The sequence below is a fragment of the Sphingomonas chungangi genome, from assembly GCF_013778325.1.
Lineage (GTDB): Bacteria > Pseudomonadota > Alphaproteobacteria > Sphingomonadales > Sphingomonadaceae > Solisphingomonas > Solisphingomonas chungangi.
In genome coordinates, this window is record NZ_JACEIB010000027.1 from 98,881 (window position 1) to 124,579 (window position 25,699).

Annotated in this window: 31 protein-coding genes and 1 pseudogene; 17 read left to right on the plus strand and 15 right to left on the minus strand. The window is 66.8% G+C overall.

Annotation, left to right across the window (positions count from 1 at the left end; all coding sequences use genetic code 11):
• Window positions 1-37 precede the first annotated feature (37 nt).
• The 3 genes from fumC to HZF05_RS18270 form a co-directional block, all read right to left on the minus strand.
• Window positions 38-1,426: a class II fumarate hydratase gene (gene fumC / locus HZF05_RS18260; protein ID WP_160363928.1), complete on the minus strand. Its 1,389-nt coding sequence runs from the start codon at window positions 1,424-1,426 to the stop codon at window positions 38-40.
• 89 nt (window positions 1,427-1,515) lie between these two features.
• Window positions 1,516-1,971, minus strand: a complete 456-nt coding sequence (locus HZF05_RS18265; protein WP_160363929.1) for a hypothetical protein — start codon at window positions 1,969-1,971, stop codon at window positions 1,516-1,518.
• A 72-nt stretch (window positions 1,972-2,043) separates the two neighbouring features.
• The gene (locus tag HZF05_RS18270) at window positions 2,044-2,523 is read right to left on the minus strand and encodes an SspB family protein (protein WP_160363930.1); all 480 of its coding nucleotides are present in this window, start codon (window positions 2,521-2,523) and stop codon (window positions 2,044-2,046) included.
• A 98-nt stretch (window positions 2,524-2,621) separates the two neighbouring features.
• On the opposite strand from HZF05_RS18270, the gene hisB reads away from it, so the two are divergent.
• The 8 genes and pseudogenes from hisB to HZF05_RS18310 all read left to right on the plus strand — a co-directional run bounded on the left by hisB (window position 2,622) and on the right by HZF05_RS18310 (window position 8,406).
• Complete coding sequence (hisB, locus tag HZF05_RS18275) at window positions 2,622-3,215, plus strand: imidazoleglycerol-phosphate dehydratase HisB (RefSeq protein ID WP_160363931.1); 594 nt, start codon at window positions 2,622-2,624, stop codon at window positions 3,213-3,215.
• The gene (gene hisH, locus HZF05_RS18280) at window positions 3,212-3,823 is read left to right on the plus strand and encodes an imidazole glycerol phosphate synthase subunit HisH (RefSeq protein WP_160363932.1); all 612 of its coding nucleotides are present in this window, start codon (window positions 3,212-3,214) and stop codon (window positions 3,821-3,823) included. The genes hisB and hisH overlap by 4 nt, the downstream gene beginning before the upstream one ends.
• On the plus strand, window positions 3,820-4,569 hold the full coding sequence (gene hisA, locus HZF05_RS18285) for a 1-(5-phosphoribosyl)-5-[(5-phosphoribosylamino)methylideneamino]imidazole-4-carboxamide isomerase (protein ID WP_246332088.1): 750 nt from the start codon (window positions 3,820-3,822) through the stop codon (window positions 4,567-4,569). Before hisH ends, hisA begins: the two co-directional genes overlap by 4 nt.
• Window positions 4,566-5,327 (plus strand): imidazole glycerol phosphate synthase subunit HisF, encoded by a 762-nt coding sequence (gene hisF / locus HZF05_RS18290; RefSeq protein ID WP_160363933.1) that lies wholly within the window; start codon window positions 4,566-4,568, stop codon window positions 5,325-5,327. The genes hisA and hisF overlap by 4 nt, the downstream gene beginning before the upstream one ends.
• Window positions 5,328-5,459: 132 nt before the next feature.
• The gene (locus HZF05_RS18295; RefSeq protein WP_181638913.1) at window positions 5,460-5,852 is read left to right on the plus strand and encodes a PEP-CTERM sorting domain-containing protein; all 393 of its coding nucleotides are present in this window, start codon (window positions 5,460-5,462) and stop codon (window positions 5,850-5,852) included.
• 50 nt (window positions 5,853-5,902) lie between these two features.
• Window positions 5,903-6,211 (plus strand): annotated as a pseudogene (locus HZF05_RS18300) (phosphoribosyl-ATP diphosphatase); the annotation flags it as partial.
• Between the two features lie 125 nt (window positions 6,212-6,336).
• Complete coding sequence (locus HZF05_RS18305) at window positions 6,337-6,717, plus strand: histidine triad nucleotide-binding protein (RefSeq protein ID WP_160363935.1); 381 nt, start codon at window positions 6,337-6,339, stop codon at window positions 6,715-6,717.
• A 117-nt stretch (window positions 6,718-6,834) separates the two neighbouring features.
• Window positions 6,835-8,406, plus strand: coding sequence for an amino acid permease (locus HZF05_RS18310; protein ID WP_160363936.1), 1,572 nt, complete (start codon window positions 6,835-6,837; stop codon window positions 8,404-8,406).
• A gap of 68 nt (window positions 8,407-8,474) precedes the next feature.
• Here HZF05_RS18310 and HZF05_RS18315 read toward each other — a convergent pair whose 3' ends face one another.
• On the minus strand, window positions 8,475-9,470 hold the full coding sequence (locus HZF05_RS18315) for a PfkB family carbohydrate kinase (RefSeq protein ID WP_160363937.1): 996 nt from the start codon (window positions 9,468-9,470) through the stop codon (window positions 8,475-8,477).
• A gap of 116 nt (window positions 9,471-9,586) precedes the next feature.
• On the opposite strand from HZF05_RS18315, the gene HZF05_RS18320 reads away from it, so the two are divergent.
• Window positions 9,587-9,967, plus strand: coding sequence for a hypothetical protein (locus HZF05_RS18320; protein WP_160363938.1), 381 nt, complete (start codon window positions 9,587-9,589; stop codon window positions 9,965-9,967).
• Between the two features lie 85 nt (window positions 9,968-10,052).
• Here HZF05_RS18320 and queG read toward each other — a convergent pair whose 3' ends face one another.
• From queG to HZF05_RS18340, 4 genes are read right to left on the minus strand one after another with little or no spacing between them, the layout of a single operon-like run.
• Entirely contained in the window at window positions 10,053-11,174 is a 1,122-nt protein-coding gene (gene queG / locus HZF05_RS18325) for a tRNA epoxyqueuosine(34) reductase QueG (RefSeq protein ID WP_160363939.1), read from the minus strand.
• 17 nt (window positions 11,175-11,191) lie between these two features.
• Complete coding sequence (locus HZF05_RS18330; protein WP_160363940.1) at window positions 11,192-11,443, minus strand: hypothetical protein; 252 nt, start codon at window positions 11,441-11,443, stop codon at window positions 11,192-11,194.
• Window positions 11,444-11,484: 41 nt separating this feature from the next.
• Entirely contained in the window at window positions 11,485-11,940 is a 456-nt protein-coding gene (locus HZF05_RS18335; RefSeq protein WP_160363941.1) for a vgr related protein, read from the minus strand.
• Window positions 11,940-12,383, minus strand: coding sequence for a copper chaperone PCu(A)C (locus HZF05_RS18340; protein ID WP_160363942.1), 444 nt, complete (start codon window positions 12,381-12,383; stop codon window positions 11,940-11,942). The genes HZF05_RS18335 and HZF05_RS18340 overlap by 1 nt, the downstream gene beginning before the upstream one ends.
• 169 nt (window positions 12,384-12,552) lie before the next feature.
• Here HZF05_RS18340 and dnaK point away from each other — a divergent pair, with 169 nt between their 5' ends.
• The gene (gene dnaK / locus HZF05_RS18345; protein ID WP_160363943.1) at window positions 12,553-14,445 is read left to right on the plus strand and encodes a molecular chaperone DnaK; all 1,893 of its coding nucleotides are present in this window, start codon (window positions 12,553-12,555) and stop codon (window positions 14,443-14,445) included.
• Window positions 14,446-14,615: 170 nt separating this feature from the next.
• On the plus strand, window positions 14,616-15,731 hold the full coding sequence (gene dnaJ, locus HZF05_RS18350) for a molecular chaperone DnaJ (RefSeq protein ID WP_160363944.1): 1,116 nt from the start codon (window positions 14,616-14,618) through the stop codon (window positions 15,729-15,731).
• A 101-nt stretch (window positions 15,732-15,832) separates the two neighbouring features.
• On the opposite strand, the gene HZF05_RS18355 is transcribed toward dnaJ, so the two are convergent.
• The 4 genes from HZF05_RS18355 to hrcA form a co-directional block, all read right to left on the minus strand.
• Complete coding sequence (locus HZF05_RS18355; protein ID WP_160363945.1) at window positions 15,833-16,492, minus strand: glutathione S-transferase family protein; 660 nt, start codon at window positions 16,490-16,492, stop codon at window positions 15,833-15,835.
• Window positions 16,493-16,548: 56 nt separating this feature from the next.
• Window positions 16,549-17,010: a hypothetical protein gene (locus HZF05_RS18360; protein ID WP_181638914.1), complete on the minus strand. Its 462-nt coding sequence runs from the start codon at window positions 17,008-17,010 to the stop codon at window positions 16,549-16,551.
• 84 nt (window positions 17,011-17,094) lie between these two features.
• Window positions 17,095-17,661, minus strand: a complete 567-nt coding sequence (gene grpE / locus HZF05_RS18365) for a nucleotide exchange factor GrpE (protein WP_160363946.1) — start codon at window positions 17,659-17,661, stop codon at window positions 17,095-17,097.
• Complete coding sequence (gene hrcA, locus HZF05_RS18370) at window positions 17,658-18,698, minus strand: heat-inducible transcriptional repressor HrcA (protein WP_160363947.1); 1,041 nt, start codon at window positions 18,696-18,698, stop codon at window positions 17,658-17,660. The genes grpE and hrcA overlap by 4 nt, the downstream gene beginning before the upstream one ends.
• Before the next feature lie 229 nt (window positions 18,699-18,927).
• Between hrcA and rph the strand changes: the two genes are divergently transcribed.
• Genes rph through hemW form a run of 3 tightly spaced genes read left to right on the plus strand, consistent with a single transcriptional unit; the run spans window position 18,928 to window position 21,385 of the window.
• Complete coding sequence (rph, locus tag HZF05_RS18375) at window positions 18,928-19,644, plus strand: ribonuclease PH (RefSeq protein WP_160363948.1); 717 nt, start codon at window positions 18,928-18,930, stop codon at window positions 19,642-19,644.
• Window positions 19,641-20,243: an RdgB/HAM1 family non-canonical purine NTP pyrophosphatase gene (gene rdgB / locus HZF05_RS18380; protein WP_160363949.1), complete on the plus strand. Its 603-nt coding sequence runs from the start codon at window positions 19,641-19,643 to the stop codon at window positions 20,241-20,243. Before rph ends, rdgB begins: the two co-directional genes overlap by 4 nt.
• Window positions 20,244-20,245: 2 nt before the next feature.
• Window positions 20,246-21,385: a radical SAM family heme chaperone HemW gene (gene hemW / locus HZF05_RS18385; protein WP_425505639.1), complete on the plus strand. Its 1,140-nt coding sequence runs from the start codon at window positions 20,246-20,248 to the stop codon at window positions 21,383-21,385.
• A gap of 101 nt (window positions 21,386-21,486) precedes the next feature.
• On the opposite strand, the gene HZF05_RS18390 is transcribed toward hemW, so the two are convergent.
• A complete protein-coding gene (locus tag HZF05_RS18390) occupies window positions 21,487-21,846 on the minus strand; it encodes a DUF1428 domain-containing protein (RefSeq protein WP_160363950.1) in 360 nt (119 codons plus the stop codon).
• Between the two features lie 16 nt (window positions 21,847-21,862).
• Window positions 21,863-23,053 (minus strand): penicillin-binding protein activator, encoded by a 1,191-nt coding sequence (locus HZF05_RS18395; protein ID WP_160363951.1) that lies wholly within the window; start codon window positions 23,051-23,053, stop codon window positions 21,863-21,865.
• A gap of 13 nt (window positions 23,054-23,066) precedes the next feature.
• Here HZF05_RS18395 and rsmI point away from each other — a divergent pair, with 13 nt between their 5' ends.
• From rsmI to gshB, 3 genes are all read left to right on the plus strand, one after another.
• Window positions 23,067-23,900, plus strand: coding sequence for a 16S rRNA (cytidine(1402)-2'-O)-methyltransferase (rsmI, locus tag HZF05_RS18400; RefSeq protein WP_181638915.1), 834 nt, complete (start codon window positions 23,067-23,069; stop codon window positions 23,898-23,900).
• Window positions 23,897-24,247 (plus strand): YraN family protein, encoded by a 351-nt coding sequence (locus HZF05_RS18405; RefSeq protein ID WP_160363953.1) that lies wholly within the window; start codon window positions 23,897-23,899, stop codon window positions 24,245-24,247. The genes rsmI and HZF05_RS18405 overlap by 4 nt, the downstream gene beginning before the upstream one ends.
• A 121-nt stretch (window positions 24,248-24,368) precedes the next feature.
• Entirely contained in the window at window positions 24,369-25,322 is a 954-nt protein-coding gene (gshB, locus tag HZF05_RS18410; protein ID WP_160363954.1) for a glutathione synthase, read from the plus strand.
• Between the two features lie 25 nt (window positions 25,323-25,347).
• Here gshB and flgM read toward each other — a convergent pair whose 3' ends face one another.
• Window positions 25,348-25,647: a flagellar biosynthesis anti-sigma factor FlgM gene (flgM, locus tag HZF05_RS18415; RefSeq protein WP_160363955.1), complete on the minus strand. Its 300-nt coding sequence runs from the start codon at window positions 25,645-25,647 to the stop codon at window positions 25,348-25,350.
• Window positions 25,648-25,699: the final 52 nt, after the last annotated feature.

Below are 25,699 nucleotides of genomic sequence, written 5' to 3' on the forward strand. Positions count from 1 at the left end.
CGGGCGCCACCTCCCTGGCGGGGGAGGATTTCCTTTCTCACCGCCCCAGCATCGTCTCCGGCTTCACCACGCGGTCGAACGTCTCGGCATCGACCATCCCCAGTTCCAGCCCCGCCTCCTTGAGCGTCAGTCCTTCGTGGTGTGCGTGCTTGGCGATCTTCGCGGCATTGTCGTAGCCGATCTCGGGCGCAAGCGCCGTCACCAGCATCAGCGAGCGATCGAGCAGAGCCGCGATCCGTGCGCGATCCGGCTCCAGCCCCTCGACGCAGCGCTCGCGGAAGCTGTCCATCGCGGTTGCCAGCAATTCGACCGAGCGTAGCACGTTGGCGCCGATCAGCGGCTTGAAGACGTTGAGCTCCATATGCCCCTGTAGCCCCCCGATCGTGATGGCGACATGGTTGCCCATCACCTGCGCGGCGACCATCGTCACCATCTCGCACTGGGTCGGGTTGACCTTGCCCGGCATGATCGAGCTGCCGGGTTCGTTCTCCGGCAGCTTGAGTTCACCGAGGCCACAGCGCGGCCCCGAGCCGAGCAGGCGGATATCGTTGGCGATCTTGGAGAGCGACACGGCCAACGTGTTGAGCACCCCTGAAAGCTCCACGAGCGTGTCGTTGGATGCCAGCGCCTCGAACTTGTTGGGGGCGGTTTCGAACGGTTCGCCCGTCAACTCCGCGATGGCGTCGGCAATCGCCACATCGAAGCCCTTGGGAGCGTTCAGGCCCGTACCTACGGCCGTGCCGCCCTGCGCCAGAAGATGCAGGCGCGGCAACACCGCCCGGAGCCGCTGATAGTTGTTGCGCAGTTGCTGGACGTAACCGGAAAATTCCTGGCCCAAGGTCAGCGGAGTCGCATCCTGCAAATGCGTCCGGCCGATCTTCACGATATCGTCCCATGCATCGCGACACGACGTGAGTTCACCGCATAGCGAATCGAGAGCCGGGATCAGCCGCTTCGTCACCGCCAGCGCCGCCGCCACATGCAGCGCGGTCGGGAAGCTGTCGTTGGAGGACTGGCTCTTGTTGACGTGATCGTTGGGGTGGACCGGGGACTTGCCGCCGCGCTTCCCCGTCAGCGCTTCGTTGGCGATGCCCGCGATGACCTCGTTGACGTTCATGTTGCTCTGGGTGCCGGATCCGGTCTGCCAGATCACCAGCGGGAACTGGTCGTCATGCTCCCCCGCCGCCACCGACGCCGCAGCCTTCTCGATCGCGTCGGCGATCTCCGCATCGAGCCCATGCGCCCGGTTCACCCGCGCCGCCGCCTGTTTCACGATCGCCAGCGCGTGGATGATGCCAATCGGCATCCGCTCCTGCGATCCGAACGGAAAATTGTGGATCGAGCGTTCGGTCTGCGCGCCCCAATAGGCGGAGGCCGGCACCTCGATCGGCCCGAAGCTGTCGGTTTCGGTGCGAGTCTCGGTCATGGTCGGGCCTCCTGATGTCGAGGCCCCAAGCTGGCATGCGCCCGTGACAATTCAAGGCATCGGGGAAGGACTCGCCCTCCCCGACACGGTCATTTCGCGAACGTCACTTCGCTCCAATAGGCGTCATCGAGGAACTGGCGGTACTTCTCGTAGCCGGCGATCGCCGCCTTGCCCTGTTCCTCGGGCAGGGTCGCGAGCATCTCCTTTTCGAGCATCATGTCTCGCGCCTTGTCCGGCTCCAGCAATGCCAGGCTCGGCACGTGCGTCTCGATCAGCACGTTCGGGCTACCCTTGGTGTAGCCGTTGCGCACCACGACCTTGTAGTCGTCGATCAGCGCATGCTTCTTCAGGATCTCGAACAGCGGGATCTGGGTGTGGCGCAAGCCGACCAGATAATCGTCGACATGGTTGGGATCGACCTCGACGGCGTTGATCTCCCATGCGCCCTTCTCCGGCGTGTAGTCGACGTACATCTTGGCGCCAGCGGCGGAGACAGAAGCAAAGGCGGCAAAGGCGGCCGCGCCCATCAGGACAGTGCGTATCATCTGGGAACCCCCGGGGTTGGAGAATACGCTACGCAAACTATCGCTGAAATCGCAGGCCGGACGGCCCGAATCCTATTTCTTCCGCGTGAAATCCACCGACACGACGTTCGATCCGTCCTCGCTGGTGGCGATCGGCGTGTCGTTCTCGGGCTCGCCGGGCTCGGCCTCGCCGTCCTCGGACTGCGCCTGGAACTGCAGCGCGAAGTTCACCGCCGGGTCGACGAAGCCGGTCACCGCGGCGAAGGGAACGTGCAGCTTGGCCGGGACCTGGTTGAAGCTCAGGCCGACCTCGAACGCATCGGGTTCCACCTTCAGATCCCAGAAGCGGTTCTGGATGACGATGGTCATCTCGTCGGGGAAGCGCTGGATCAGGTGCTGGGGGATGTCCACGCCCGGCGCCTGCGTCTTGAAGGTGATGTAGAAATGGTGCTCGCCCGGCAGGCCGCCGCCACGCTCCACCTCGCCCAGCACGCGGCCGACGACGGCGCGCAGCGCCTCCTGCACGATCTCGTCGTAGGGAATCAGGCTATCTGGCACGGTACCGTCGGTCATGGGGACGTACCTGAACGTGCCCGTCGCTATGGTCAAGATCGTTGCGTCACGGCGGTGTCGCGCTATGAGGACCGCGCCTGAAGCCCAGGGGGAACGCCATGCGTCGCGCGCAAGTCCGCCGCGAAACGACCGAAACCCGGATCGCCGTCGAGCTCGATCTCGACGGAACGGGCAGCTATGCCGTCTCCACCGGCATCGGTTTCCTCGATCACATGCTCGAGCAGCTCTCCCGTCATTCGCTGATCGACCTGACGGTCGAGGCGAAGGGCGATCTGCATATCGATCAGCACCATACCGTCGAGGATACCGGCCTCGCGATCGGCGAGGCGCTGTCCAAGGCGCTGGGTGACAAGAAGGGCATCCGCCGCTACGCCGACGCGCTCTCGCCTATGGACGAGACGCTGACGCGTGTGGCGATCGACATTTCCGGCCGGCCTTATCTCGTGTGGAAGACCGAGTTCAGCCAGAAAAGGCTGGGCGAGATGGACACCGAGATGTTCGAGCACTGGTTCCAGAGCTTCGCGCAGACCGGCGGCCTGACCCTGCATGTCGAGACGCTGTACGGCACCAACAACCATCACATCGCGGAGAGCGCCTTCAAGGGTCTCGCCCGGGCGCTGAGGGGCGCGGTGGAGATCGATCCACGCAAGGCCGACGCCATCCCCTCCACCAAGGGAACGCTGGGCGGGTGACCCTCGCGCTGATCGACTATGGCGCCGGCAACCTGCGCTCGGTGGAGAATGCGCTGAAGGCGGCGGGCGCCGCCGAGGTGGCCGTCACCGCCGATCCGGAGGTCGTCCGGGCCGCAGACCGCATCGTCCTGCCCGGCGTCGGCGCGTTCGGGGCCTGCATGGGAGCGCTTTCGGCGCTCGACGGAATGATCGAGGCGCTGAACGAGCGGGTGGTCGATCGGGGCACGCCCTTCCTCGGCATCTGCGTCGGCATGCAGCTGATGGCCAATGCCGGTGAGGAAATGGGCATCTTCCCCGGCTTGGGCTGGGTCGAGGGCACTGTGCGCCAGCTGCCCGATGTACCGGACCTCAAGGTGCCGCACATGGGCTGGAACGATGTCGTGCCGGCGTGCACGCATCCGCTGATCGTGCCGGGCGAGGCCTATTTCCTACACAGCTACGCCTTCGACGTCACCAATCCCTCCGAGCTGATCGCCGCCACCGATCATGGCGGCCCCGTCACCGCCGCCGTAGGGCGCGACAACATGCTCGGCGTGCAATTCCATCCCGAGAAGAGTCAGGCCTACGGGCTGGCGCTTCTCGGGCGTTTTCTGGAGTGGAAACCTTGACCGCGCCGCTGATCGTCTTTCCCGCCATCGACCTCAAGGGTGGCCAGGTCGTCCGCCTAGCCGAAGGCGATATGGACCGCGCCACCGTGTATGGCGACGATCCGGCGCATCAGGCGCAGCTGTTCGCCGAAGGAGGCGCAACGCACCTCCATGTCGTCGATCTGGACGGAGCCTTCGCCGGCAAGGCCGTGAACGCATCGGCCGTTGAGAGCATCGTCGCGACCTTTCCCGGCAAAGTGCAGCTCGGCGGCGGCATCCGAGACCGTACGGCGGTCGATCGCTGGCTCGGGCTGGGCATCGACCGGGTGGTGATCGGCACCGCCGCGCTGGACCATCCCGATTTCGTCGAGCAGGCGGCGCGGGACCTGCCCGGCCGGATCGTCGTCGCGGTGGACGCGCGTGACGGCTTCGTCGCCACCAAGGGCTGGGCGGATGTCTCCGAGGTCCGCGTGGTGGATCTTGCCGAGCGCTTCGCCGATGTCGGCGTCGCAGCCTTGCTGTTCACCGATGTCGGCCGTGACGGGCTGCTCCGGGGCTGCAATGTCGAGGCCACGCAGGCGTTGGCGCACGCGAGCAGCATCCCCGTCATCGCCAGCGGCGGTGTCGCAGGGATCGAGGATATCGAGGCGCTGATGATCGCCCGTTCCGGCATAGTCGAGGGCGGGATAGAGGGCGTCATCACCGGCCGCGCACTTTACGACGGCCGGCTCGATCTGGTCGAGGCGCTCAGGATGGCGGCGGGATGACCGTCCGCGTCCGCGTCATTCCCTGTCTCGACGTCGCCGGCGGGCGGGTGGTCAAGGGCGTGAACTTCGTCGACCTCGCCGATGCCGGCGATCCGGTCGAGCAGGCTCGGGTCTATGACGCCGCACAAGCCGACGAACTTTGCTTCCTCGACATCACAGCTTCTCACGAGGAGCGCGGCACCATCCTCGACGTGGTCGCGCGCACCGCATCGGTCTGCTTCATGCCGCTCACCGTGGGCGGCGGCGTCCGCAAGGTGGAGGATGCCCGCGCCCTGCTGCTCGCCGGCGCCGACAAGGTGGCGGTCAACTCCGCCGCCGTGGCCCGGCCCGCTTTGGTCGGCGAGATGGCCGAGCGATTCGGCGCGCAATGCGTGGTCGGCGCGATCGATGCGCGGCAGGTGTCGCCCGGCAGATGGGAAATCTACACCCATGGCGGACGCAAGCCGACCGGCATCGACGCCGTCGCCCACGCCCGCGACCTCGCCTCGCGCGGTGCCGGCGAGCTGCTCGTCACCTCGATGGATCGTGATGGAACCCGGGACGGCTACGACCTCGCGCTCACCCGTGCGATTTCGGATGCCGTTTCCGTGCCCGTGATCGCGAGCGGCGGAGTCGGCAATCTCGATCATCTCGTCGATGGCGTGACGGAAGGCCACGCCTCGGCCGTGCTCGCCGCGTCGATCTTCCACTTCGGTCATCACAGCGTCGCCGATGCCCATAAGGCCCTAAAAAACGCCGGTTTGCCCGTCCGCAGCTGAAGCCGCCCCATTTCGAAACAGGTGCCGGCGATTGCGCTCCCGATTCTGACGGGCGCACCTGTAACGTCCGTTTGTCGCAACGCATGATTCGCTGTCGGGGGCGACATTGTCAGGGTCGAAAGGGATTCGCTCATGAAGTTCGCGCACACGCTTTTCGCGGCCGCCGCCCTCGCGGCGATCGCTGCCGCTCCGGCCCAGGCCGGCGGTCATCGCGGTTCGTCCTCGTCCACCTCGGGCGGCTGGGGGTCGACCACGGGAGGCTACATGTCGACGTCGACGTCGGGCGGCCACACCTCGACGTCGGGCGGCACCACCACCACGACGTCCGGTGGCACGACCACCTCGGGCGGCAACACCACGACCACTTCGGGCGGCATGCCGAGTTCGTCGGGCGGCACCACCACCTCCTCGTCGTCGGGCGGCACTTCGGTTCCCGAGCCGTCGGACGCGATCCTGCTGCTCATGGGCGCCGCCGGCGTCGTGATCGGCCGGAAGCTCCACGCGCGCGCCAAGCGCCGCGCCTGAGCCCTTCTAACTGTTGACCCGACCACCGGCCGCCCCATAAGGCGGCCGGCATGGTCGATACGCTGAACAGGCTCGCCGCCACCATCGCCGCCCGAAAGGGCGCCGACGCCGGCTCCTCCTATACCGCCTCGCTGTTCGCCAATGGCCTGCCGAAGATCGCGCAGAAGCTCGGTGAGGAAGCGACCGAGACGGTGATCGCCGCCATGCAGCGCGATCCGAAGGCCGTGACCGGCGAAGCGGCCGATCTCCTCTTCCACCTGCTGGTACTGCTGGATGCGAGCGGAGTGCCACTGGCCGAAGTGCTGGCCGAGCTCGATCGTCGCGAGGGCGTATCTGGCCTCGACGAGAAGGCCTCCCGCACCATCGCCCCCGAAGCCGAAGCGGCGCCAAAGCCGCTATCTGCGCCCGCCGCTCCCGAACCGGCGCCGGGCATCGCGCTGGGCGGGCCGGCCCCCGCCTCACGCCGCCGCATCCGGAGGGGATGATGCCGATCGACGCCACCCTGCCCTATGACGACGCCAACATCTTCGCCAAGATCCTGCGCGGCGAGATCCCGTCGAGAAACGTCTACGAGGACGAGTATGCGCTCGCCTTCCACGACATCAATCCGCAGGCACCGATTCACATCCTGGTGATCCCCAAGGGCCGCTACGTGTCGTGGGAGGATTTTTCCGCCAAGGCGTCGGATGCGGAGATTGCGGGCTTCGTCCGTGCCGTCGGGCAGGTCGCGCGAGACAATCGTCTGGTCGAGCCGGGCTATCGCCTGCTCGCCAATATCGGCGGTCATGGCCATCAGGAAGTGCCCCACCTTCACGTCCATCTGTTCGGCGGGCGGCAGTTCTACCATATGCTCGCGCCCGAGTGATGCGACGGCGATCATCCGGTTGACGCATCGCGCTTGCGCGGGACGGATGAGCCGCTAGGCTCCCGTCCCCAGAGCAGCGGCGCGCCGGGAGGGTGCAGCCGCGCAGGGGACACATTGATGATCTTCGGCCGTGTAAAGCCGCTGGACGCGATCCTCGCGACCGCAGAAAAGAAGTCGCTGCACCGATCCTTGGGTGCCTTCCAACTGACCATGCTGGGCATCGGCGCCGTGATCGGCACCGGCATCTTCGTGCTGACCGCCACGGCGGCGCAGAAGGCCGGGCCAGGCATGATGCTGTCCTTCGCCGTCGCCGGCTTGGTCTGCGCCTTCGCGGCGCTCTGCTATTCGGAACTGTCGTCGATGGTGCCGGTCGCCGGCTCCGCCTACACCTATTCCTACGCGGTGATGGGCGAGCTGATGGCCTGGCTGGTCGGCTGGGCGCTGATCCTCGAATATGCGCTGGGCGCGAGTGCCGTGGCGGTCGGTTGGTCCGGCCATATCGTCGGGCTGCTGGACTCGCTGGGAGTCCATCTTCCACACGCGTTATCCGTAGGCCCCAAGATCGAGCTCGGCTTCATCAAGGGTGGTGAGGTCGGCGGCATCGTCAATCTGCCGGCCGTCCTGATCGTCGGGCTGGTCACCTGGCTGCTGGTGATCGGCACCAAGGAGAGCGCGACCGTCAACGCCGTACTCGTCGCGATCAAGGTGGCTGCACTGATCCTGTTCGTCGCGGTGACGGTGCCGATGATCTCCGGCCATGCCTCGAACTTCCATCCCTTCACGCCGCGCGGCTGGGGCAACCCCTTCGGATCGGAGGGCGTCGGCGTGTTGGGCGCCGCGGCCTCGATCTTCTTTGCCTATGTGGGATTCGACGCGGTTTCCACCGCGGCCGAGGAAACCAAGAACCCGCAGCGCAACGTGCCGATCGGCCTGATCGGATCGCTGCTGATCTGCACCATCTTCTACATGCTGGTGGCGGGCGGGGCGATCGGCTCCTATGGCGCGCAGCCGCTGATGAACCCGGCGACGGGCAAGTATTTCGTCGAAGGCTCGCCCGAGCTTTACGCGTCCGCCGCCTGCCACAGCGCGACGGCGCCTTTGGTCTGCTCGAAGGAGGCGCTGGCCTATGTGATGCGCCAGGTATCGACCCCGTGGCTCGGCGATATCGTCGGCCTGGCGGCGACCCTCGCGCTGCCGTCGGTCGTGCTGCTGATGATGTACGGCCAGACGCGCATCTTCTTCGTGATGGCGCGAGACGGGCTGCTGCCGCGCAAGCTGTCGACGGTGCACCCGCGCTTCAAGACGCCGTGGGTGGTAACGATCATGACGGGCGGTGTGGCGGCGCTATTCTCGGCCTTCCTGCCGGTCAGCTCGCTGGCGGATTACTCCAATTCGGGGACGCTGTTCGCCTTCGCGGTGGTGTCACTGGGCGTGATGATCCTGCGCGTGAAGGATCCGAGCCGCCCGCGCCCGTTCCGCACGCCGCTGGTGTGGGTGTTCGCGCCGCTCGCGATCATCGGGTGCATCGTGCTGTTCATGAGCCTGAATGCCGAATCGAAGGGCGTCTTCTTCGGCTGGACCGCGATCGGCCTCGTCTTCTACTTCCTCTACGGCTTCCGCCACTCGAACGTGGCGCGCGGCGTGGTCGACGGCGACGAGGACGACGACATCACCGCGGTCCAGCACTGATCGCGGAAACCGGCAAGAAAGGGCCGGAGGCGACGCCGCCTCCGGCCCTTTTCCTTGTCTGGAGAAGATCAGTCCAGTCTGGCGGCGATCAGCGCGTTCAAATCCTGCTCCGGCCGGGCGCCGTAGTGCGAGATCACCTCGGCCGCCGCGATCGCGCCCATGCGCAGACACTCTTCCACGGGGCGCCCCTGCACATGGCCGACCAGATAGCCCGCCGAGAAGAGATCGCCCGCGCCGGTGGTGTCCACGACCCGCTCCACTGGCTCGGCCGGCACATGGAAGCGCTCGCCGTTCGCCGCCGCCCAGGCCCCGTCCTTGCCGCGCGTTGCCACCACCAGGGACAATTTCGGAGCCAGCGCGTCCATCGCCGCGTCGAACGTCGCCTCGCCGGTCAGCGCCAGCAGTTCCTCCTCGTTGGCGAACAGGATGTCGATGTCGCCATCGTCCACCAGCGCGCGGAAGTCGCTCAGGTGGTTCATGATGCAGAACACCGCCGACACGCCCAGCGCGACCTGCCGACCCGCCTTGCGCGCCATCCTGATCGCCGCCTGCATCGCCGCACGCGGCTCGGCCGGGTCCCACAGATAGCCTTCGAGCAGCAGCACCTTGGCGGAGGCGACCTGCGCCTCGTCCACTGAGGACGGCGGCAGGAACTGGGCGGCGCCGAGATAGGTGTTCATCGTTCGCTCGCCGCACTCGCCGACCAGGATCAGGCAGCGACCGGTCGGGATGTCGGCCTCGCGCGGCGCAACGGTGAAAGCGATGCCCTGCGATTCGAGATCGTGGACGAACACCTCGCCGAGCTGGTCCTTGGCTACCTGCCCGATGAAGGCGCAGCGCGCGCCCATCATCGCGGCACCCGCCACGGTGTTACCGGCCGAGCCGCCCGAAATCTCCTTGCCCGGCCCCATATGGCCGTAGAGCGATGTGGCGCGATCGGCATTGATCAGCTGCATCGCACCCTTGGTCAGCCCTTCGGCGGCGAGAAAAGCGTCGTCGGCGGGGGCGAGCACGTCCACCAGCGCATTGCCGATGGCGATGATGTCGAGCGTGGTATCGGTCACGAAAGTCTCCGGAAAAGGATGGGGCCGCGCCTAGCGGGCGGCAGGCTGGCGCGCAATCTTTGCACGATACCGCGCGGCACGGTTTGCGAGGACGAGCCGGCATGGCAGGGAGGGGCATGATTCGCCGACTGCCGCTCCTCCTCACCCCCGCGCTGCTGCTCGCGGCCTGCACCACCCCGACAGGTCAGCAGGGCGCGCCCGCGCCGGCATCCGAAAAGCCCGCCAACATGCACGAGGCCGGCCTGGAACGGGTGATCGGCAAGACGGCCGCGCAGCTCGTCGCCTTGTTCGGCCCCGCCGATCTCGACGGGCGCGAGGGGCAGGCGCGCAAACTGCAGTTCGTCGGGCCGGTGTGCGTGCTCGACGCCTATCTCTATCCGTCGAAGGACGGTGCTGAGCCGGTCGCGACCTATATCGACGCGCGCCTGCCGACCGGCGACGACATCGATCGCGCCTCGTGCATCGCGGCGCTCAGCCGGCGGGCGGCGGCGCCCTGACGCTCAATCCCGTTCGGGCCGAGCTTGTCGAAACGCTGCCCGTCTTCTTTTACTCTCGGGAAGGAAGGACGGCCCTTCGACAAGCTCAGGGCGAACGGGTGGATAGGGCAGCGTTCCATTCCTCGCGAACGGCATCGTCTTGCTCGTTGGTCATCCGCGCCGGATCAAGTCTGCCCAACTTCCCCAGCGCCCACACCACCGCCCCGCGCACCAGCGGCGAGGGATCGTCGAGCAACGGTTCCAGCTGTCCCGCCAGCGCCGGCCGCGCACTATTGCCCGCCACGATCGCCGCGTTCCTCACCATCCGGTCGCGGCCGATGCGCTTGATCGGCGAGCCGGAGAAAACCTGCCGGAAGTTCGCATCGTCAAGCGCCAGCAGGTCGGCGACCTGCAGAGCCGCCAGCTCGGCGCGGCTCGCGAAGGCGAGGTTCGCGCGCCCTGCCTGCGCGAACTTGTTCCACGGGCAGACGGAGAGGCAATCGTCGCAACCATAAACGTGATTGCCGATCCCCGCGCGCAGATCGCGCGGGATCGGGCCATCATGCTCGATCGTGAGGTAGGAGATGCAGCGCCGCGCATCGATCCGGTAGGGCGCCGGAAAGGCCCCCGTCGGGCACGCCACCTGGCATGCGTCGCACGATCCGCAGGTATCGCGGCTCGGCGCGTCCGGCTCCAGCTCCAGTTCGGTCATCAGGCAGCCGAGCAGCAGCCAGCTGCCATGCTCGCGGCTGACGAGGTTGGTGTGCTTGCCCTGCCAGCCGAGGCCTGCGGCCATCGCCAGCGGCTTCTCCATCACCGGTGCGGTGTCGACGAACACCTTGAGCGCGCCCTCCGCCTCCGCCGCCAGCCAGCGGGCGAGCCCCTTCAGCGCCTTCTTGACGACGTCGTGATAATCCTGCCCTTGCGCATAGACCGAAATCCGCGCGGTCTCCATCTCGGCGGCGAGGCGCATCGGGTTCTCGGACGGCGCATAGCTCATGCCGAGCGCCACCACCGATTGCACCTCGGCCCACAGCGCGCGCGGAGAACGCCGCCAGTCGGCCCGCGCCTCCATCCAGCCCATCGATCCGTGGGCGCCCTCGCCCAGCCATTCCATCAGCCGTTCGCCCGGCAGCGGCTCGTCCACCGCCCGCGTCACCCCGCACGCGACGAAGCCGAGCCGCGCGGCCTCGGCCTTCAGGCGTTCAGTGAGCGTGGCATCGGGCATCGGCGGCACTATCGCTCCTAGTAAGGCGATTGATAACCCTGCTCGCGCCGGCGCTTCGCTTGCCTACGCGCTTCCTTCTCCTGCCGCGCCTGCTCCTTGCGCATCTTGCGGCCACGGTTGCGATCGGCCTCGGACTGGCTGGTGGTACTCCAGTCCACCACCTTGGAGCCGACGCGCACCGGCTCGGTCGCGACATCGTAGGCGGTGTGGACGACGCAGCCCGGCAGCGTCAGGCAGCCGGCGAGTACGAGGAGAGGCACGGGCTTCATTCCGCCCATCTACCGAGCCAGAGCGGCGGAATTGCGGCGGATCAGGCGCGACGGAAGGGCAGGATCGCTTCGAGCTCGCTCGCCGCCCGGCCGCCGGCTCGGCGCGCGGACCAGGCGTGGCGGACGATTTCGGCCTGCTGTTCGATGCCGTAACGGTGGAACGGCTTCCCCGGCGTCAGCACATAGCCGTAGCGACAGAATGGATGGCGCATCAGCGGCAGATACCAGCGGCCGCCCTTCTGGGCCTGCCAGACATGGGTCATCTCATGGATGAAGAGGCCCTGCATCGATTGGCTGGCCGCCGAGAAATCCTCGCACCAGGCCGAGCTTCCCGGCGGAATCCAGATATGCCCATCCGGCGCCATCACCGTTTCGCGCGGCTGAAAGGGGAACCAGCGGCGGTTAACGATCCACGCAGCCTCGTAATCGATCGCGTCGCCGAAGATCAGATGGGCGAGCGCGGTCTCTCCCAGCGTGAGCGGACGGCCACCCTCCATCAATAGGGCGCCGCGTCGCCCGCGCCGACGACCTTGGCTTCAACCGTCAGCGGCGGCCCCTTGGCGAAGCGGACGCTGAACGGGACCGTGCCGCCCGGCCTGAGGCTTGGGCTCAGCCCGAACATCATCACGTGATTGCCGCCCGGTGCGAAGGCCACCGTGCCGTTCGCCGACACATCCAGCCCGTCGAGCCGCTGCATGCCGGTCATTCCGCCCGGCCCCATCTTCATGCTCTCGTGCAGTTCCGTGGAGCCCGCCGCCGGGCTTTCCACCGCCAGCAGCCGCTCCGCCTCCGGCCCGCCATGGATCGTCAGGTATCCCGCCCCCGGATGCCCCGCCACCGCCGGCAGCCGCACCCACGCCTGGTCCGCCGACAGCTTCGCCTCACGATGGCACCCCGCCAGCGCCAGCAGCGCGAACGGCACCAAACCCGCGATCCTCATGCCCAATCTGTCCCCGATCGTTACGCCCCGTGGATTAGGGCGCCAACCGGCTTGCAGCAAGCGAAACGCCTCTTATATCGCCGCATGGAGCATTCCTCTCGTCCTTCGCTTGATGAGGGGGGACGAGCGGCTCGTCGAACATTCGAGAGTTAGATTACGGGGATAATGAATGGCTAAGGTTATCGGCATCGATCTCGGCACCACGAACTCGTGCGTGGCCGTGATGGAGGGCGGCAAGCCCAAGGTTATCGAGAATGCGGAGGGCGCGCGCACGACCCCCTCCATCGTCGCCTTCACCAAGGACGGCGAGCGGTTGATCGGCCAGCCGGCGAAGCGCCAGGCGGTGACCAACCCGAACAACACCATCTTCGCGGTGAAGCGCCTGATCGGCCGCCGCTTCGACGATCCCATCACCAAGAAGGACACCGAGCTGGTGCCCTATCACATCGTGAAGGGCCCGAACGGCGATGCGTGGGTGCAGGCCGGCGGCGAGGATTACTCGCCTTCGCAGGTGTCGGCCTTCACGCTGCAGAAGATGAAGGAAACGGCGGAGTCGTATCTCGGCGAGCCGGTGACGCAGGCCGTCATCACGGTTCCCGCCTACTTCAACGACGCCCAGCGCCAGGCTACCAAGGACGCCGGCAAGATCGCCGGCCTCGAGGTGCTGCGCATCATCAACGAGCCGACCGCAGCGGCGCTCGCCTACGGCCTCGAGAAGAACGACGGCAAGACGATCGCGGTCTATGACCTTGGCGGCGGCACGTTCGACATCTCGGTGCTCGAGATCGGCGACGGTGTGTTCGAGGTGAAGTCGACCAACGGCGACACCTTTCTGGGCGGCGAGGATTTCGACAACAAGATCGTCGAATATCTCGCCGAGGGCTTCAAGAAGGACGAGGGCATCGATCTTTCCAAGGACAAGCTGGCTCTCCAGCGTCTGAAGGAAGCGGCCGAGAAGGCCAAGATCGAGCTGTCGTCGGCGCAGTCCACGGAAGTGAACTTGCCCTTCATCACCGCCGACCAGAACGGCCCGAAGCACCTCGTCAAGACGATCACCCGCTCGGATCTCGAGAAGCTGGTCGAGGATCTGGTCCGTCGCACGATGGAGCCGGTGAAGAAGGCGCTCGCCGACGCCGGCCTCAAGGCCGACGCGATCGACGAGGTCGTGCTGGTGGGCGGCATGACCCGCATGCCGCGCGTCCGCCAGGCCGTGAAGGACTTCTTCGGTAAGGAGCCGCACACCGGCGTTAATCCCGATGAGGTCGTAGCGATCGGCGCGGCGGTGCAGGCCGGCGTGCTGCAGGGCGACGTGAAGGACGTTCTGCTGCTCGACGTGACCCCGCTGTCGCTGGGCATCGAGACGCTGGGTGGCGTGTTCACCCGCATGATCGACCGCAACACGACGATCCCGACCAAGAAGTCGCAGACCTACTCGACCGCCGAGGACAATCAGGGCGCGGTGACGATCCGCGTCTTCCAGGGCGAGCGCGAGATGGCGGCGGACAACAAGATGCTCGGCCAGTTCGACCTGATCGGCATCCCGCCGGCCCCGCGCGGCGTGCCGCAGATCGAGGTGACCTTCGACATCGACGCCAACGGCATCGTCAACGTCTCGGCCAAGGATCGCGGCACCGGCAAGGAGCAGCAGATCAAGATCCAGGCCTCGGGTGGTTTGTCGGACAACGACATCGACCAGATGGTGAAGGACGCGGAGAAGTTCGCCGAGGAGGACAAGAAGCGTCGCGAGGCGGCCGAGGCGAAGAACAACGCCGAAGGCCTGATCCACTCGACCGAGCGCCAGCTCGAAGAGCATGGCGACAAGGTCGATGCTGCTCTGAAGTCCGAGATCGAGGCGGCGGTCGCCGAGGCGAAGACCGCCGTCGAGAGCAACGACGCGGCCCAGATGAGCGAGAAGGCCCAGGCCCTCGCGCAGGTCGCGATGAAGCTCGGCCAGGCGATCTACGAGAAGGATCAGGCAGCGCAGGCCTCGCCCGGCGCCGAAGGTCCGAAGGACGACGATGTCGTGGACGCGGAATTCTCCGAGGTCGACGACAACAAGTGACGCAACCGAAACCCTCTCCCGCCTTCGCGGGAGAGGGTTGGGTGAGGGTCCTCTTCTTCTTCGACGCGGGCAACTGCGCCTAAGAAGAAGATCCTCACCCTCCCCGGCTCTGCCGGGGCCCCTCCCTCTCCCGTGACGAACGGGAGAGGGCCAGAGACCCGCAGGGCCGAATGACCGAGATCGATTTTTACGAGCTGCTGGAAGTCGAGCGCACGGCCGACGACAAGGTGATCAAGTCGTCCTACCGGCGGCTCGCCATGCAGTTCCATCCCGACAAGAACCCCGGCAACCATGAAGCCGAGGCGAAGTTCAAGGCCATTTCCGAGGCCTATGACTGCCTGAAGGACCCACAGAAGCGCGCCGCCTACGATCGCTTCGGCCATGCCGCCTTCCGGCAGGGCGGCGCGGGTGCCGGCCAGCAGCAAGGCTTCGAGGGCTTCTCCGACATCTTCGAGAGCGTGTTCGGCGATTTCATGGGCGGCGGACGCCAGCAGCGCGGCGGCCCGCGCCGCGGCGCGGACCTGCGTTACGACGTGACGATCAGCCTGGAAGACGCCTTCCACGGCAAGACTGAGACGGTCGTCATCGATGTCGCCGCCAATTGCGAGCTGTGCGAGGGCACCGGCGCCAAGCCGGGCACCTCGGCGCGCACCTGCCAGACATGCGCCGGCCACGGCAAGGTCCGCGCGCAGCAGGGCTTCTTCGTGATCGAGCGCGCCTGCCCGACCTGCCACGGCGCGGGCCAGGTAATCGCCGATCCCTGCCCCGGCTGCCGGGGCGAGGGCCGCGTCGACAAGGAGAAGACGCTGGAGGTGAAGATCCCGGCCGGCGTCGACGAAGGCACCCGAATCCGTATCACCGGCGAGGGTGAGGCCGGCGGTCGCGGCGCTCCTGCCGGCGACCTCTACATCTTCCTGCACGTCAAGCGACACGCCATCTTCGAGCGGGACGGCACCAATCTCGCCGCGCGCTGCCCGATCAGCTTCACCACCGCCGCGCTGGGCGGCGAGATAGAGGTGCCGAACCTCGACGGTGAGGTCATTACCGTGAAAATCCCCATCGGTATCCAGTCCGGCAAGCAGCTGCGCCATCGCGGCTCCGGCATGCCCGTCCTCAACGGGCGCGGGCGCGGCGATCTTGTGCTGGAGATCGCGGTCGAGACGCCGACCAAGCTCTCCGCCCGCCAGAAGGAACTGCTCCAGCAGTTCCGTGAGACCGAGACGGGCGAGGAATGCCCTGCCTCGACCGGCTTCTTCGACAAGCTGAAAGGCATGTTCGGGGAATAACCCACGCCAGCATCATCGCGACTTGCGGCGTGCCGGTGATCGGCCTCGGCGCGCTCCCGATCGCCGCGGCCCGTGGGTCGACCATATTCCGATCGAACCGTTCAGTCCCGATCGGGCGCGCCTGGCGGGAAATACCGCCGATAGGGCCGCGCCTCGTCCACGGCCCTCGCGACCGATGGCCTCGCGAGCAGACGCGCACGATAGTCGCGCGCCTTCGGACAATCCGCAGGGATCGGGTGCACCCAATCCGCATAGAAGAGCGAAGGCGCGGCCGCACAGTCGGCGAGCGTGAAATCCGCGCCCGCCGCCCAACCCCCGTCCGCGAGACAAGTCTCGATCCAGCGGTAGGAGCGATCCAGCTTCGCGCGGGCCTCGCTTACACCATAGGCATCGCGATCCGCCTCGGACCGGAGATGGTCGCCGACGATCTTGTTCATCGGCGTCATGACGTAGCTATCGAACGCGCGATCCAGGAAGCGCACACGCAACGCCTTGTCCGGATCGAACGGGATCAGGCTTACCGGCCCGCTATGGAATAGCGCGAGATATTCGATAATGATGCTGGATTCGACGACCTCACGATCGCCATCCACCAGCACCGGCATCAGCTTCATCGGCCAAAGCCGCTCCAGTTCGGCCCAGCTGGCCTCATCCTCGACCAGCCGGAGTTCGAACGGCGTTTCGTTCTCGTAAAGCGCGATCAGAACCTTCCAGCAATAAGACGAGAAAAGGTGCGCGTGGAGAACAGGCAAGGGCGACATCGGATAGCTCCTTTGCCGCCCTCATCGCAGTTTCCGCCGATCGCGGGAAGCCCGGGTCAGTTGCAGCCCGGCACGTAGCTGTTCAGCGACGGATCCCAGACCGGCTGGCAGCCGTAACCCCATCCGTTATCGCCATAATATCCATCGCCATAGTCGCCGTAATAACCGTCGCCATAATAGCCGGGATAATCATCCCATCCAAAGCCGGCAGGCCAGCCGTACCAGCCGCCGCCCCAACCCCAGCCGCCGCCACGCCAGCCACCGCCGTGCCAGCCGCCGCCGTGCCAGCCGCCGCCGCCGTGCCAGCCGCCGCCGCCATGGAAACCGCCACCGCCATGGAAACCGCCACCGCCGTGGAAACCGCCGCCGCCGTGGAAACCGCCGCCGCCGCCGCCATGGAAGCCACCGCCTCCACCGCCGCCGCCATGACCGCCACCGCCATGCTGGGCGACGGCCGGCGTCGCGGTGATCAACAAGGCACCGCTCACGGCGGCCAACATCAAACCGATCTTCTTCATGACAAAGCTCCTAAGCGAAGCCCCTCTCGTTAACCTTCCTTAAACGCACAAATACGTTTTTGGATGCTACGCAACGGCATCGGATCATGCGGTCGCGTCGATTCCCGCTCCTTCCGGCGCCTTGGCGACGCCGACCATCGCGGCGCGCAACAGCCGGTCCTTGATCATCCACCCGGTCTGCATCTCGTGGATCACGGTGCCGGGTGCGGCATCGGCCGATTCCATTTCCATGATCGCCTGGTGCCGGTTCGGATCGAGCGGCTGGCCGACCGCCTCGATGCGGGTCACGCCGTTGCGCTGGAAGACGCTTTCCAGTTCCTTACCGGTCATCTCGATGCCCGTGACGAGAGGCTTCAGCTTGTCGTCGGACCGCAGCTCGGCCGGGATCGCAGCCAGCGCGCGCTGCAGATTGTCGGCCACCGAGAGCAGATCGCGTGCGAAGCCGGTGGTGGCGTAAGCGCGGGCATCGGCCATCTCCTTCTCGGTGCGGCGACGAAGGTTCTGCATTTCGGCCTGCACGTAGAGGGCATTCTGCTTCGCTTCCTCCAGCTCGGCACGCAGCTTGTCGTGCTCGGCGACTTCGGGCGCCGCGTCGGCGGTTTCGGTGCGGAGGTCTTCGGTGTTGTCGTTGCTCATCGTTTCTTCTGTCATGCCATCAGCCTGGAAAGCGCGTGCGCGGTGAAATCCACCATGGGAACGACGCGCGCATAGTTCAATCGGGTCGGCCCAATCACGCCGACCACACCCACCACCCGGCCCTCCCGGGCGCGGTAGGGGGCGGCGATAATCGACGAACCGGACAACGCAAAGAGCTTGTTCTCCGATCCGATGAAGATCTTCGTGGCGGAACCCGCGCGGGCGCCCTCGAGCAGGCGGGAAATCTCCTCCTTGCCCTCGAGTTCGTCGAGCAGCAGACGGATGCGCTCTAGATCGTCGGCCGCGGACTGATCGATCAGATTCGCTTGGCCCCGCACGATCAGCACCGGCCTGTCGGCGCCGTCGGTGGACCAGACGGCAAGCCCGCGCTGGACGAGATCGTGGCTGGCGCGATCGAGTTGCGCGCGGCCCAGCCCGATCTCCGCCGTGAGCCGCGCCTGCGCCTGGCTGAGCGTGCACCCCGCCAGTTCGGAGGAGATGTAGTTGGCCGCCTCGATCAGCGCCGAAGGATCGGTGCCCGGCGGGAGCGCGACGACGCGATTCTCCACCGTGCCGTCCGCGCCAACCAGCACGGCAAGAGCTTGCTCGCGGGACAGCGGCACGAAGGCGAACTGGCGGAGGATCGGCTCCTGCTTCGGCACCAGCACGAGACCGGCGCAGGCAGAGAGGCCCGACAGCACGGCGGAGGCCGCCGCCAGCGCATCCTCGATCGGGCCGGTCTGGCCGATCTGACGCTCGATCGCGGCGCGCTCCTGCTCGTTGGGTTCGTCGGCCTGCATCATGCCGTCAACGAACAGCCTGAGACCGGTCTCGGTCGGCATCCGCCCGGCGGAGATATGCGGCGCGGCTAGCAACCCCGCCTCCTCCAGATCCTGCATCACGTTGCGGATCGAGGCCGGAGAGAGATTGAGGCCGGAGAGTTGCGAAATGGTCCGCGATCCCACCGGCGTGCCGGAGCGCAGATACGATTCCACCACCACGCGAAAGATCGCGCGGGCGCGATCGGAGAGCTCGGGGACTGCGGGACCCATGACAGGGATGTAGGGAGAACGACTCCGCCACTCAACACCTCAAACCCGTTCGGGCTGAGCTTGTCGAAGCCCTGCCCTTTCTTATTCCGGCGCCGAAGGAACAAGGGCAGCCCTTCGACTACCTGCCAAGGCGGGCGTTCAGGACAGGCTTCGACAGGCTCGGGGCGAACGGTGGTGACGTTGGGGCCTTATACCGCTACAGCGCCCCGACTTTATCACAGGAGCCCTCATGCGACCCTCCGGCCGTGCGCCAGATCAGATGCGCGCCATCATCATCGAGCCGAACGCCACCCGCCATGCCGAGGGCAGCTGCATGATCAGCTTCGGCGACACCAGGGTGCTGGTCACCGCCTCGATCGAGGAGCGCGTGCCGCCCTTCCTGCGCGGCAAGGGCCAAGGCTGGGTGACGGCCGAATACGGGATGCTGCCCCGCGCCACTCACACGCGCGGATCGCGTGAGGCTGCAAAGGGCAAGCAATCCGGGCGCACGCAGGAAATCCAGCGGCTTATCGGCCGTAGCTTGCGCGCCGTCTGCGACATGACGCTGCTCGGTGAGCGCCAGATCACGCTCGATTGCGACGTGATCCAGGCCGACGGCGGCACTCGCACCGCCTCGATCTCGGGCGCTTGGGTGGCACTCCGCCTCGCGGTCGACAAGCTGCTCGCCGAGGGCAGGCTGACGGCCGATCCGATCACTGCGCAGGTCGCCGCCGTCTCCTGCGGTATCTACGAGGGCACGCCGGTGCTCGACCTTGATTATATCGAGGATTCGAATGCGCACGCCGACGGCAATTTCGTGCTGCTTTCCAATGGGAACATCGCCGAAACTCAGGCGACGGCGGAAGGCGCGACCTATGACGAAGCGGCGCTGCTCGATCTGCTCCGCCTCGCGCGGATCGGCTGCAGCGAAATCTTCGCCGCGCAACTGAAGGCCGCCGGCCGGTGAAGCGCCGCCTGGAGCCGGGCAGGCTGGTGATCGCCAGTCACAACAAGGGCAAGATCCCCGAGATTGCCGCCCTGCTCGGCCCCTATGGAATGGACATCGTCTCGGCGGGCGAGCTCGACGTCCCGGAACCGGAAGAGACCGGCACCAGCTTCGCCGCCAATGCCGAGCTGAAGGCGCGCTTCTCCGCCGATCTCACCGGCCTGCCCGCGCTTGCGGACGACAGCGGCCTGTGCGTCGAGGCGCTGGACGGCGACCCCGGCATCTTCTCGGCGCGCTGGGCCGGGTCGGGCAAGGATTTCGGCCGGGCGATGGAGCTGGTCGAGCGCAATCTCGCCGCCAAGGGGCCGGAAGCGGGCCGCGACGCGCATTTCGTCTGCGCGCTATCGCTCTGCTGGCCGGACGGGCATATCGTCACGGTCGAGGGCCGGGTCGACGGCCATCTCGTCTGGCCGCCGCGCGGTGACAAAGGCTTCGGCTACGATCCGGTCTTCCAGCCCTGGCACCACGACATCACCTTCGGCGAGATGGATCCTGACAGAAAGCACGCCATGAGCCACCGCGCGGACGCCTTCCGCAAGCTGGTGGCGGCCGTGTTCTGAGCGTGGGTGATCCGCTCGCGCTCTACGTCCATTGGCCGTTCTGCATTTCCAAATGTCCCTATTGCGACTTCAACAGCCACGTCCGCGCCGAAATCGACGAGGCGGCGTGGCGGGATTCATTGCTCGCGGACCTCGCGCATGAGGCGGCGCTGACGGCGGAGCGACCGCTTGGATCGATCTTCTTCGGCGGGGGGACGCCCTCGCTGATGGCGCCTGCCACCGTCGAGGCCGTGCTGAACGCGGCCGAGCACCATTGGGGCTTCGCGCCCGGCATCGAGATCACGCTGGAGGCGAATCCCTCCTCGGTCGAGGCGGCGAACTTCCAGGCTTTGGCGAGTGCCGGCGTGAATCGCGTCTCGTTGGGCCTGCAGGCGCTCGACGACGATGCACTGCGCTTCCTCGGCCGCGCGCACGGAGTGGCGGAGAGCCTTGCCGCGCTCGACACCGCTCAGGCGGCGTTCGATCGGGTCAGCATCGACCTGATCTATGCGCGGCCCGACCAGACCGAGGCGCAGTGGCTGGCGGAGCTGTATCGGGCGCTCGGCTTCGGCACCGAGCATCTTTCGCTCTACCAGCTCACCATCGAGCCTGGCACGCGCTTCGCCGCGCTGGTGGCGAAGGGCGAACTGCCGACGCTCGGTCCGGACGAGGCCGCCCATCTCTTCGAGATCACCCGCACTGTGACCGCCGAGGCGGGCATTCCGGCCTACGAAATATCGAACCATGCCCGACCAGGGGCGGAGAGCCGCCACAACCTCGCTTACTGGCGCTATCGCGACTATCTCGGCGTCGGCCCCGGCGCCCACGGACGACGCGGCCGTGCCGCCAGCCTCCGCCGCAAGAAGCCGGAGAACTGGCTGGCAGCCGTCGCGCGCAATGGCCACGGCATCGAGAGCGAGGAAGCGCTCGACGGCGCCACGCGCGCCGAAGAGGCGCTGCTGATGGGGCTGCGGCTCGACGAGGGTGTCGATCTCGCGTGGATCGCGACGGAGACCGGGCTGGCGATCGACGCGATCGTCAACGAGGCCGCGATCGACCGGCTTTCCACACACGGCCTGCTGAAGCGCGAGGGCGATCACCTCTTAGTGCGCGAAGCCGGCATGCTCCTGCTGGACGGCATCCTCGTCGAGATCGTGCGCTAGCTGTCCGTCATTGCGAGGAGCGAAGCGACGCGAGCCATCCACATGCACGACGCTCGCGACTCTGGATGCTTCGCTCCGCTCGCAATGGCGACGTCGGAGAATCAATCCTCCGTATCGAAGATCGGCACGAACCCGCCGTAGATCATGCGCTTGCCGTCGAACGGTATCGGCCCGTCCGGCACGGCCATGCGCGGATCGGACCAGATCTTCTCGTGCGCGGCATCCGCCGTCGACCGGTCCGGCCAGACGATCCACGAGAAGACGACGTTCTCCCCCTCCTCCGCCTTCACCGCCTTGCGGAAATCGGTGGTGGTGCCGTCGGGCAGATTGTCGCCCCAGGTCTCGACGATACGCGTCGCGCCATATTCGATGAAGATCGGCGCGGTCTTCGCGGCCATGTCCCGATACGCATCCTTGTTCGCTGCCGGCACCGGTATCAGGAAGCCCTGAACATAGCCCATCGCGCGTCTCCCTCGGCTATTGGTCTCCGAAACCCTGCGGCGCCGGCGACACCACGGTGACACCTCCCATGCCGATCTGCTTCACCTCCAGCACGCGCTCGGCGATGCCGTCGCGATCGAAGCGGAAGGCGCCGTCGACGCCCGAGAAGCCGCCCTTGTCGGCCAGGCGATCCAGCGGGAAATCGGTGCCGGGCCGCCAGTCTGCGGAGATTCGCACCGCCAGCAGCACCGAATCATAGCCGAGGCTGGAAAGCCGGTACGGCCCCTTGCCGAAACGCGCACGGTACTTGCCGGCGAACTGCGAATAAAGCCCGTCGGACACCGCCGCGAACCAGGCGCCGCTCATCACCTTGCTGGCGGCCAGTTGGGGCTCGGTGTTCCAGAGTTCGGTGCCGAGCAGTTTGGCCGCCGAGCCGGACTTGCGCACCAGCGGCGCCGCCGCCAGCGCGATACGGCCATTGTCCGCGATCAGCAGCGCGTCATAGCCCTTGGGGTCACCCAGCCGCTTGATCGCGGTAGTGAGCGAGGCGGGCGAGCGATCGAAGCTCTGCATCGACACCACTGTCGCCCCCGTATTCTCGGCGGCACGGAGCATCGCGTTGGAGGCGCGGCGGCCATAGACGCCGTTCGGCACCAGCGCCGCGAGCCGCCCGAGTCCGCGCTCCTTGGCGTAGGAGACGATGCGATCGACCGATTCGGTCGGCGTGAAGCCCAGCAGGTAGATGCCGCTGCCCGCCACGCTGACGTCGTTCGAGAAGGCCACCACCGGCACATGCTGGGCCGCGGCGATCGGCGCGATCGCGCGCACGTCGTCGGACAATAGCGGGCCAAGGATCAGCTTGTTGCCCTCCGACAGTGCCTTCTGCGCCGCCATCGCAGCGCCGGTCGCGGTGTCGTACATGGTGAGGCGCACGCCCTGGCCACCCGAATCGATCAGCGCCATGTTGGCGGCATTGGCGATGGACTGGCCGATACCAGCTTCCGGCCCGCTGAGCGGCACCAGCACGGCGACGCGATCGCGCTGGTCTTCGGGCAGCCGACCGGGCTGCGTGGTGCCTGGCTGCTTGGTGGGCGGCGGCGGGGCCTGCTGCGGCCCTTTCGGCACCATCGTGGAGCAGCCCGCGAGCAGCGCCGCGAGCAGCAGGCTGACGGCCCGCTTCATCGTCGCGCGCATCGCCGGTTGCGGCTTCACCAGTGCCTCTGCCATGAAATCCCCTACTATGACCGAACCTCTCCCGCCCGGCCTCTACATCGTCGCGACCCCGATCGGCAATCTCGGCGACCTTTCGCCCCGCGCCGCCGACATCCTGTCACGCGCGAGCCTGATCGCCGCGGAGGATACGCGCGTGACCGCGAAACTGTTGCGGCATGTCGGCTCCGAACGGCCGATGACCCCCTATCACGATCACAATGCCGATCGGGTGCGGCCCGGGCTGATCGAGCGGATGCGGGTCGAAGCGATCGCGCTGGTTTCCGATGCCGGCACACCGATGATCTCGGATCCGGGCTTCAAGCTGGTGCGTGATGCACGGGCTACGGGCGCACATATCGTCACCATCCCCGGCCCGAGCGCGGCGATCGCGGCGCTGACACTGGCAGGGTTGCCGACCGACCGCTTCCTGTTCCTCGGTTTCCTGCCATCCAAGGAGAAGGCGCGCGCCGATTCCATCGCCGAGGTGGCGGCGATCCGGGCGAGCCTCGTCCTTTACGAGAGCGGGCCGAGGCTGGGTGCGACACTGGCAGCGTTGGTGAAGGGACTGGGATCGCGCGATGCGGCGGTCGCGCGCGAGATCAGCAAGGCGTTCGAGGAATGCGTGACCGGAACACTCGCGGAGTTGGCGGAACGCTACGCCGAACACGGTCCCAAGGGCGAGATCGTGATCGTCGTCGGCCCACCCGGTGACGCGCCGCCGCCGGAAGTCGACGATGTCGATGCCTTGCTCCGCGAGGCTTTGGACCGTTTGCCCGTCGCCAAGGCGGCCAAGGAAGTGGCGGCGGCCACCGGTCTCGATCGCCACGAGCTCTACAACCGCGCGCTGGAACTGAAGGCATGAAGCGTCAGGCGGCGGAAGCAAGCGGCCGCGTCGCCGAGACGATCGCCGCCAATTTCCTCCGCCTCAAGGGCTGGACGATTCTCGATCGCCGCGTCCGCACACCGGCCGGCGAGGTGGACATCGTGATGCGCAAGCCGGGCCTCGTCGCCTTCGTCGAGGTGAAGAGCCGCAAGGATCAGGCGGCGCTCGATCTCTCGCTGGATCGGCAGAGGCTGGTCCGTGTCGCGGCGGCGGCCGAGATGCTGATCCCGCGCTACGCCCAGCCGGGCGACGACATCCGCATCGACGCGGTGCTGATCGCGCCCGGAAAGCCGCCGAAGCATCTGGAGCACGTCTGGCAGGGGTGACAATTTTGTCGCCCGCCCCTACCTCGCCGTTCGTGCCGAGCGAAGTCGAGGCACGCGCCACAGACGCAGCGCTCGCTGCACGTCCCTCGACTTCGCTCGGGACGAACGGAAGGGGTAGTCCATGTCGCTCACCGTCGCCGTCCAGATGGATCCCATGGAGGGCATCAACATCGCGGGCGATTCCACGTTCGCCCTGATGCTCTCGGCCCAGGCGCGCGGCCACAGCCTCTATCACTATGCCGCCGGGGATCTCTCCTACCGCGACGGTCGCGTCTATGCACCGGCCCGTCCGGTCACGGTCCAGCGTGTCGCCGGTGACCATTTCAAATTCGGTGAAACGAAGCTGCTCGATCTCGGCGCCGACACCGACGTCATCCTGATGCGACAGGACCCACCCTTCGATCTCGCCTATATCACCGCGACCCATCTGCTCGAACGCATTCAGCACGAGACCCTAGTGGTCAACGATCCGGCGTCCGTCCGCAACGCACCCGAAAAGCTGTTCGTGCTGGATTATGCGCAGTTCATGCCGCCGACTCTGATCACGCGCAGCCTCGATGAAGCGCGCGCCTTCCATCAGGCGCATGGCGAGGTCGTGGTGAAACCGCTTTACGGCAACGCGGGCTCGGCGGTGTTCCATGTCGGCAAGACCGACGCCAACCTCGCCGCGCTCACCGAATTGTTCGGGCAGGTGTGGCGCGAGCCGTTCATGGTGCAGGCCTTCCTCCCGGACGTGGCGCTCGGGGACAAGCGCATCGTGCTGGTGGACGGCAAGCCGGCCGGCGCGGTCAACCGCCTGCCGAAGAAGGGCGAGATCCGCTCAAACCTCGCGGTCGGCGGATCGGGCGCGCAGACCGAATTGACGGCGCGCGAACTCGAAATCTGCGGCGCCCTAGGCCCAGAGCTCGCCAAGCGGGGGCTGGTATTCGTCGGCATCGACGTGATCGCCGGCTATCTCACCGAGATCAACGTCACCTCGCCGACCGGCATCGTCGCCATCGACAAGTTCAACGGCACCGATACCCCGGCCCTCATCTGGGACGCCATCGAAGCCCGCGTGCACGCGCGAGCCTGATCCCGTCCTTCGTTTTCGTCGCCTCTCAGGCGTCGGCGCTCTCGCCGCGCTCGGGAAAGTCGAGCGCCACCATCTTCGCCGCGATCTTCTGCGGATCGATGGGATAAGCACCGCTCTGGATGAGCGACTTGATCGCGTCGACCTTCTTGCTGTCGACCGGCACCGAGGTGTCGGCCAGCGCGGCGAACGCGTCCGACAGACCCGCGTTGGTTGCAATTTTCGCCTGAGCCGCCGCGACCGGAGCCGCCGCCTGCGTGGGTTGGACCGACGACGGCCGCAGCCGCGAAACGTCGGTTGCTCCCCCTGCCTTGTCGATGCCGTCCATGCCCGTAGTCCTACTGAGGTTGGTTCCCTACGAGCGGTAACGGCAGCGCGCG

What these genes read in the sequence shown, in the direction of transcription:
- fumC (WP_160363928.1), bottom strand. Translation starts at nt 1,426, where the DNA reads ATGACCGAGACTCGCACCGAAACCGACAGCTTCGGGCCGATCGAGGTG.
- HZF05_RS18265 (WP_160363929.1), bottom strand. Translation starts at nt 1,971, where the DNA reads ATGATACGCACTGTCCTGATGGGCGCGGCCGCCTTTGCCGCCTTTGCT.
- HZF05_RS18270 (WP_160363930.1), bottom strand. Translation starts at nt 2,523, where the DNA reads ATGACCGACGGTACCGTGCCAGATAGCCTGATTCCCTACGACGAGATC.
- hisB (WP_160363931.1), top strand. Translation starts at nt 2,622, where the DNA reads ATGCGTCGCGCGCAAGTCCGCCGCGAAACGACCGAAACCCGGATCGCC.
- hisF (WP_160363933.1), top strand. Translation starts at nt 4,566, where the DNA reads ATGACCGTCCGCGTCCGCGTCATTCCCTGTCTCGACGTCGCCGGCGGG.
- HZF05_RS18295 (WP_181638913.1), top strand. Translation starts at nt 5,460, where the DNA reads ATGAAGTTCGCGCACACGCTTTTCGCGGCCGCCGCCCTCGCGGCGATC.
- HZF05_RS18305 (WP_160363935.1), top strand. Translation starts at nt 6,337, where the DNA reads ATGCCGATCGACGCCACCCTGCCCTATGACGACGCCAACATCTTCGCC.
- HZF05_RS18310 (WP_160363936.1), top strand. Translation starts at nt 6,835, where the DNA reads ATGATCTTCGGCCGTGTAAAGCCGCTGGACGCGATCCTCGCGACCGCA.
- HZF05_RS18320 (WP_160363938.1), top strand. Translation starts at nt 9,587, where the DNA reads ATGATTCGCCGACTGCCGCTCCTCCTCACCCCCGCGCTGCTGCTCGCG.
- queG (WP_160363939.1), bottom strand. Translation starts at nt 11,174, where the DNA reads ATGCCCGATGCCACGCTCACTGAACGCCTGAAGGCCGAGGCCGCGCGG.
- HZF05_RS18330 (WP_160363940.1), bottom strand. Translation starts at nt 11,443, where the DNA reads ATGAAGCCCGTGCCTCTCCTCGTACTCGCCGGCTGCCTGACGCTGCCG.
- HZF05_RS18335 (WP_160363941.1), bottom strand. Translation starts at nt 11,940, where the DNA reads ATGGAGGGTGGCCGTCCGCTCACGCTGGGAGAGACCGCGCTCGCCCAT.
- HZF05_RS18340 (WP_160363942.1), bottom strand. Translation starts at nt 12,383, where the DNA reads ATGAGGATCGCGGGTTTGGTGCCGTTCGCGCTGCTGGCGCTGGCGGGG.
- dnaK (WP_160363943.1), top strand. Translation starts at nt 12,553, where the DNA reads ATGGCTAAGGTTATCGGCATCGATCTCGGCACCACGAACTCGTGCGTG.
- dnaJ (WP_160363944.1), top strand. Translation starts at nt 14,616, where the DNA reads ATGACCGAGATCGATTTTTACGAGCTGCTGGAAGTCGAGCGCACGGCC.
- HZF05_RS18355 (WP_160363945.1), bottom strand. Translation starts at nt 16,492, where the DNA reads ATGTCGCCCTTGCCTGTTCTCCACGCGCACCTTTTCTCGTCTTATTGC.
- HZF05_RS18360 (WP_181638914.1), bottom strand. Translation starts at nt 17,010, where the DNA reads ATGAAGAAGATCGGTTTGATGTTGGCCGCCGTGAGCGGTGCCTTGTTG.
- grpE (WP_160363946.1), bottom strand. Translation starts at nt 17,661, where the DNA reads ATGACAGAAGAAACGATGAGCAACGACAACACCGAAGACCTCCGCACC.
- hrcA (WP_160363947.1), bottom strand. Translation starts at nt 18,698, where the DNA reads ATGGGTCCCGCAGTCCCCGAGCTCTCCGATCGCGCCCGCGCGATCTTT.
- rph (WP_160363948.1), top strand. Translation starts at nt 18,928, where the DNA reads ATGCGACCCTCCGGCCGTGCGCCAGATCAGATGCGCGCCATCATCATC.
- HZF05_RS18390 (WP_160363950.1), bottom strand. Translation starts at nt 21,846, where the DNA reads ATGGGCTATGTTCAGGGCTTCCTGATACCGGTGCCGGCAGCGAACAAG.
- HZF05_RS18395 (WP_160363951.1), bottom strand. Translation starts at nt 23,053, where the DNA reads ATGGCAGAGGCACTGGTGAAGCCGCAACCGGCGATGCGCGCGACGATG.
- rsmI (WP_181638915.1), top strand. Translation starts at nt 23,067, where the DNA reads ATGACCGAACCTCTCCCGCCCGGCCTCTACATCGTCGCGACCCCGATC.
- HZF05_RS18405 (WP_160363953.1), top strand. Translation starts at nt 23,897, where the DNA reads ATGAAGCGTCAGGCGGCGGAAGCAAGCGGCCGCGTCGCCGAGACGATC.
- gshB (WP_160363954.1), top strand. Translation starts at nt 24,369, where the DNA reads ATGTCGCTCACCGTCGCCGTCCAGATGGATCCCATGGAGGGCATCAAC.
- flgM (WP_160363955.1), bottom strand. Translation starts at nt 25,647, where the DNA reads ATGGACGGCATCGACAAGGCAGGGGGAGCAACCGACGTTTCGCGGCTG.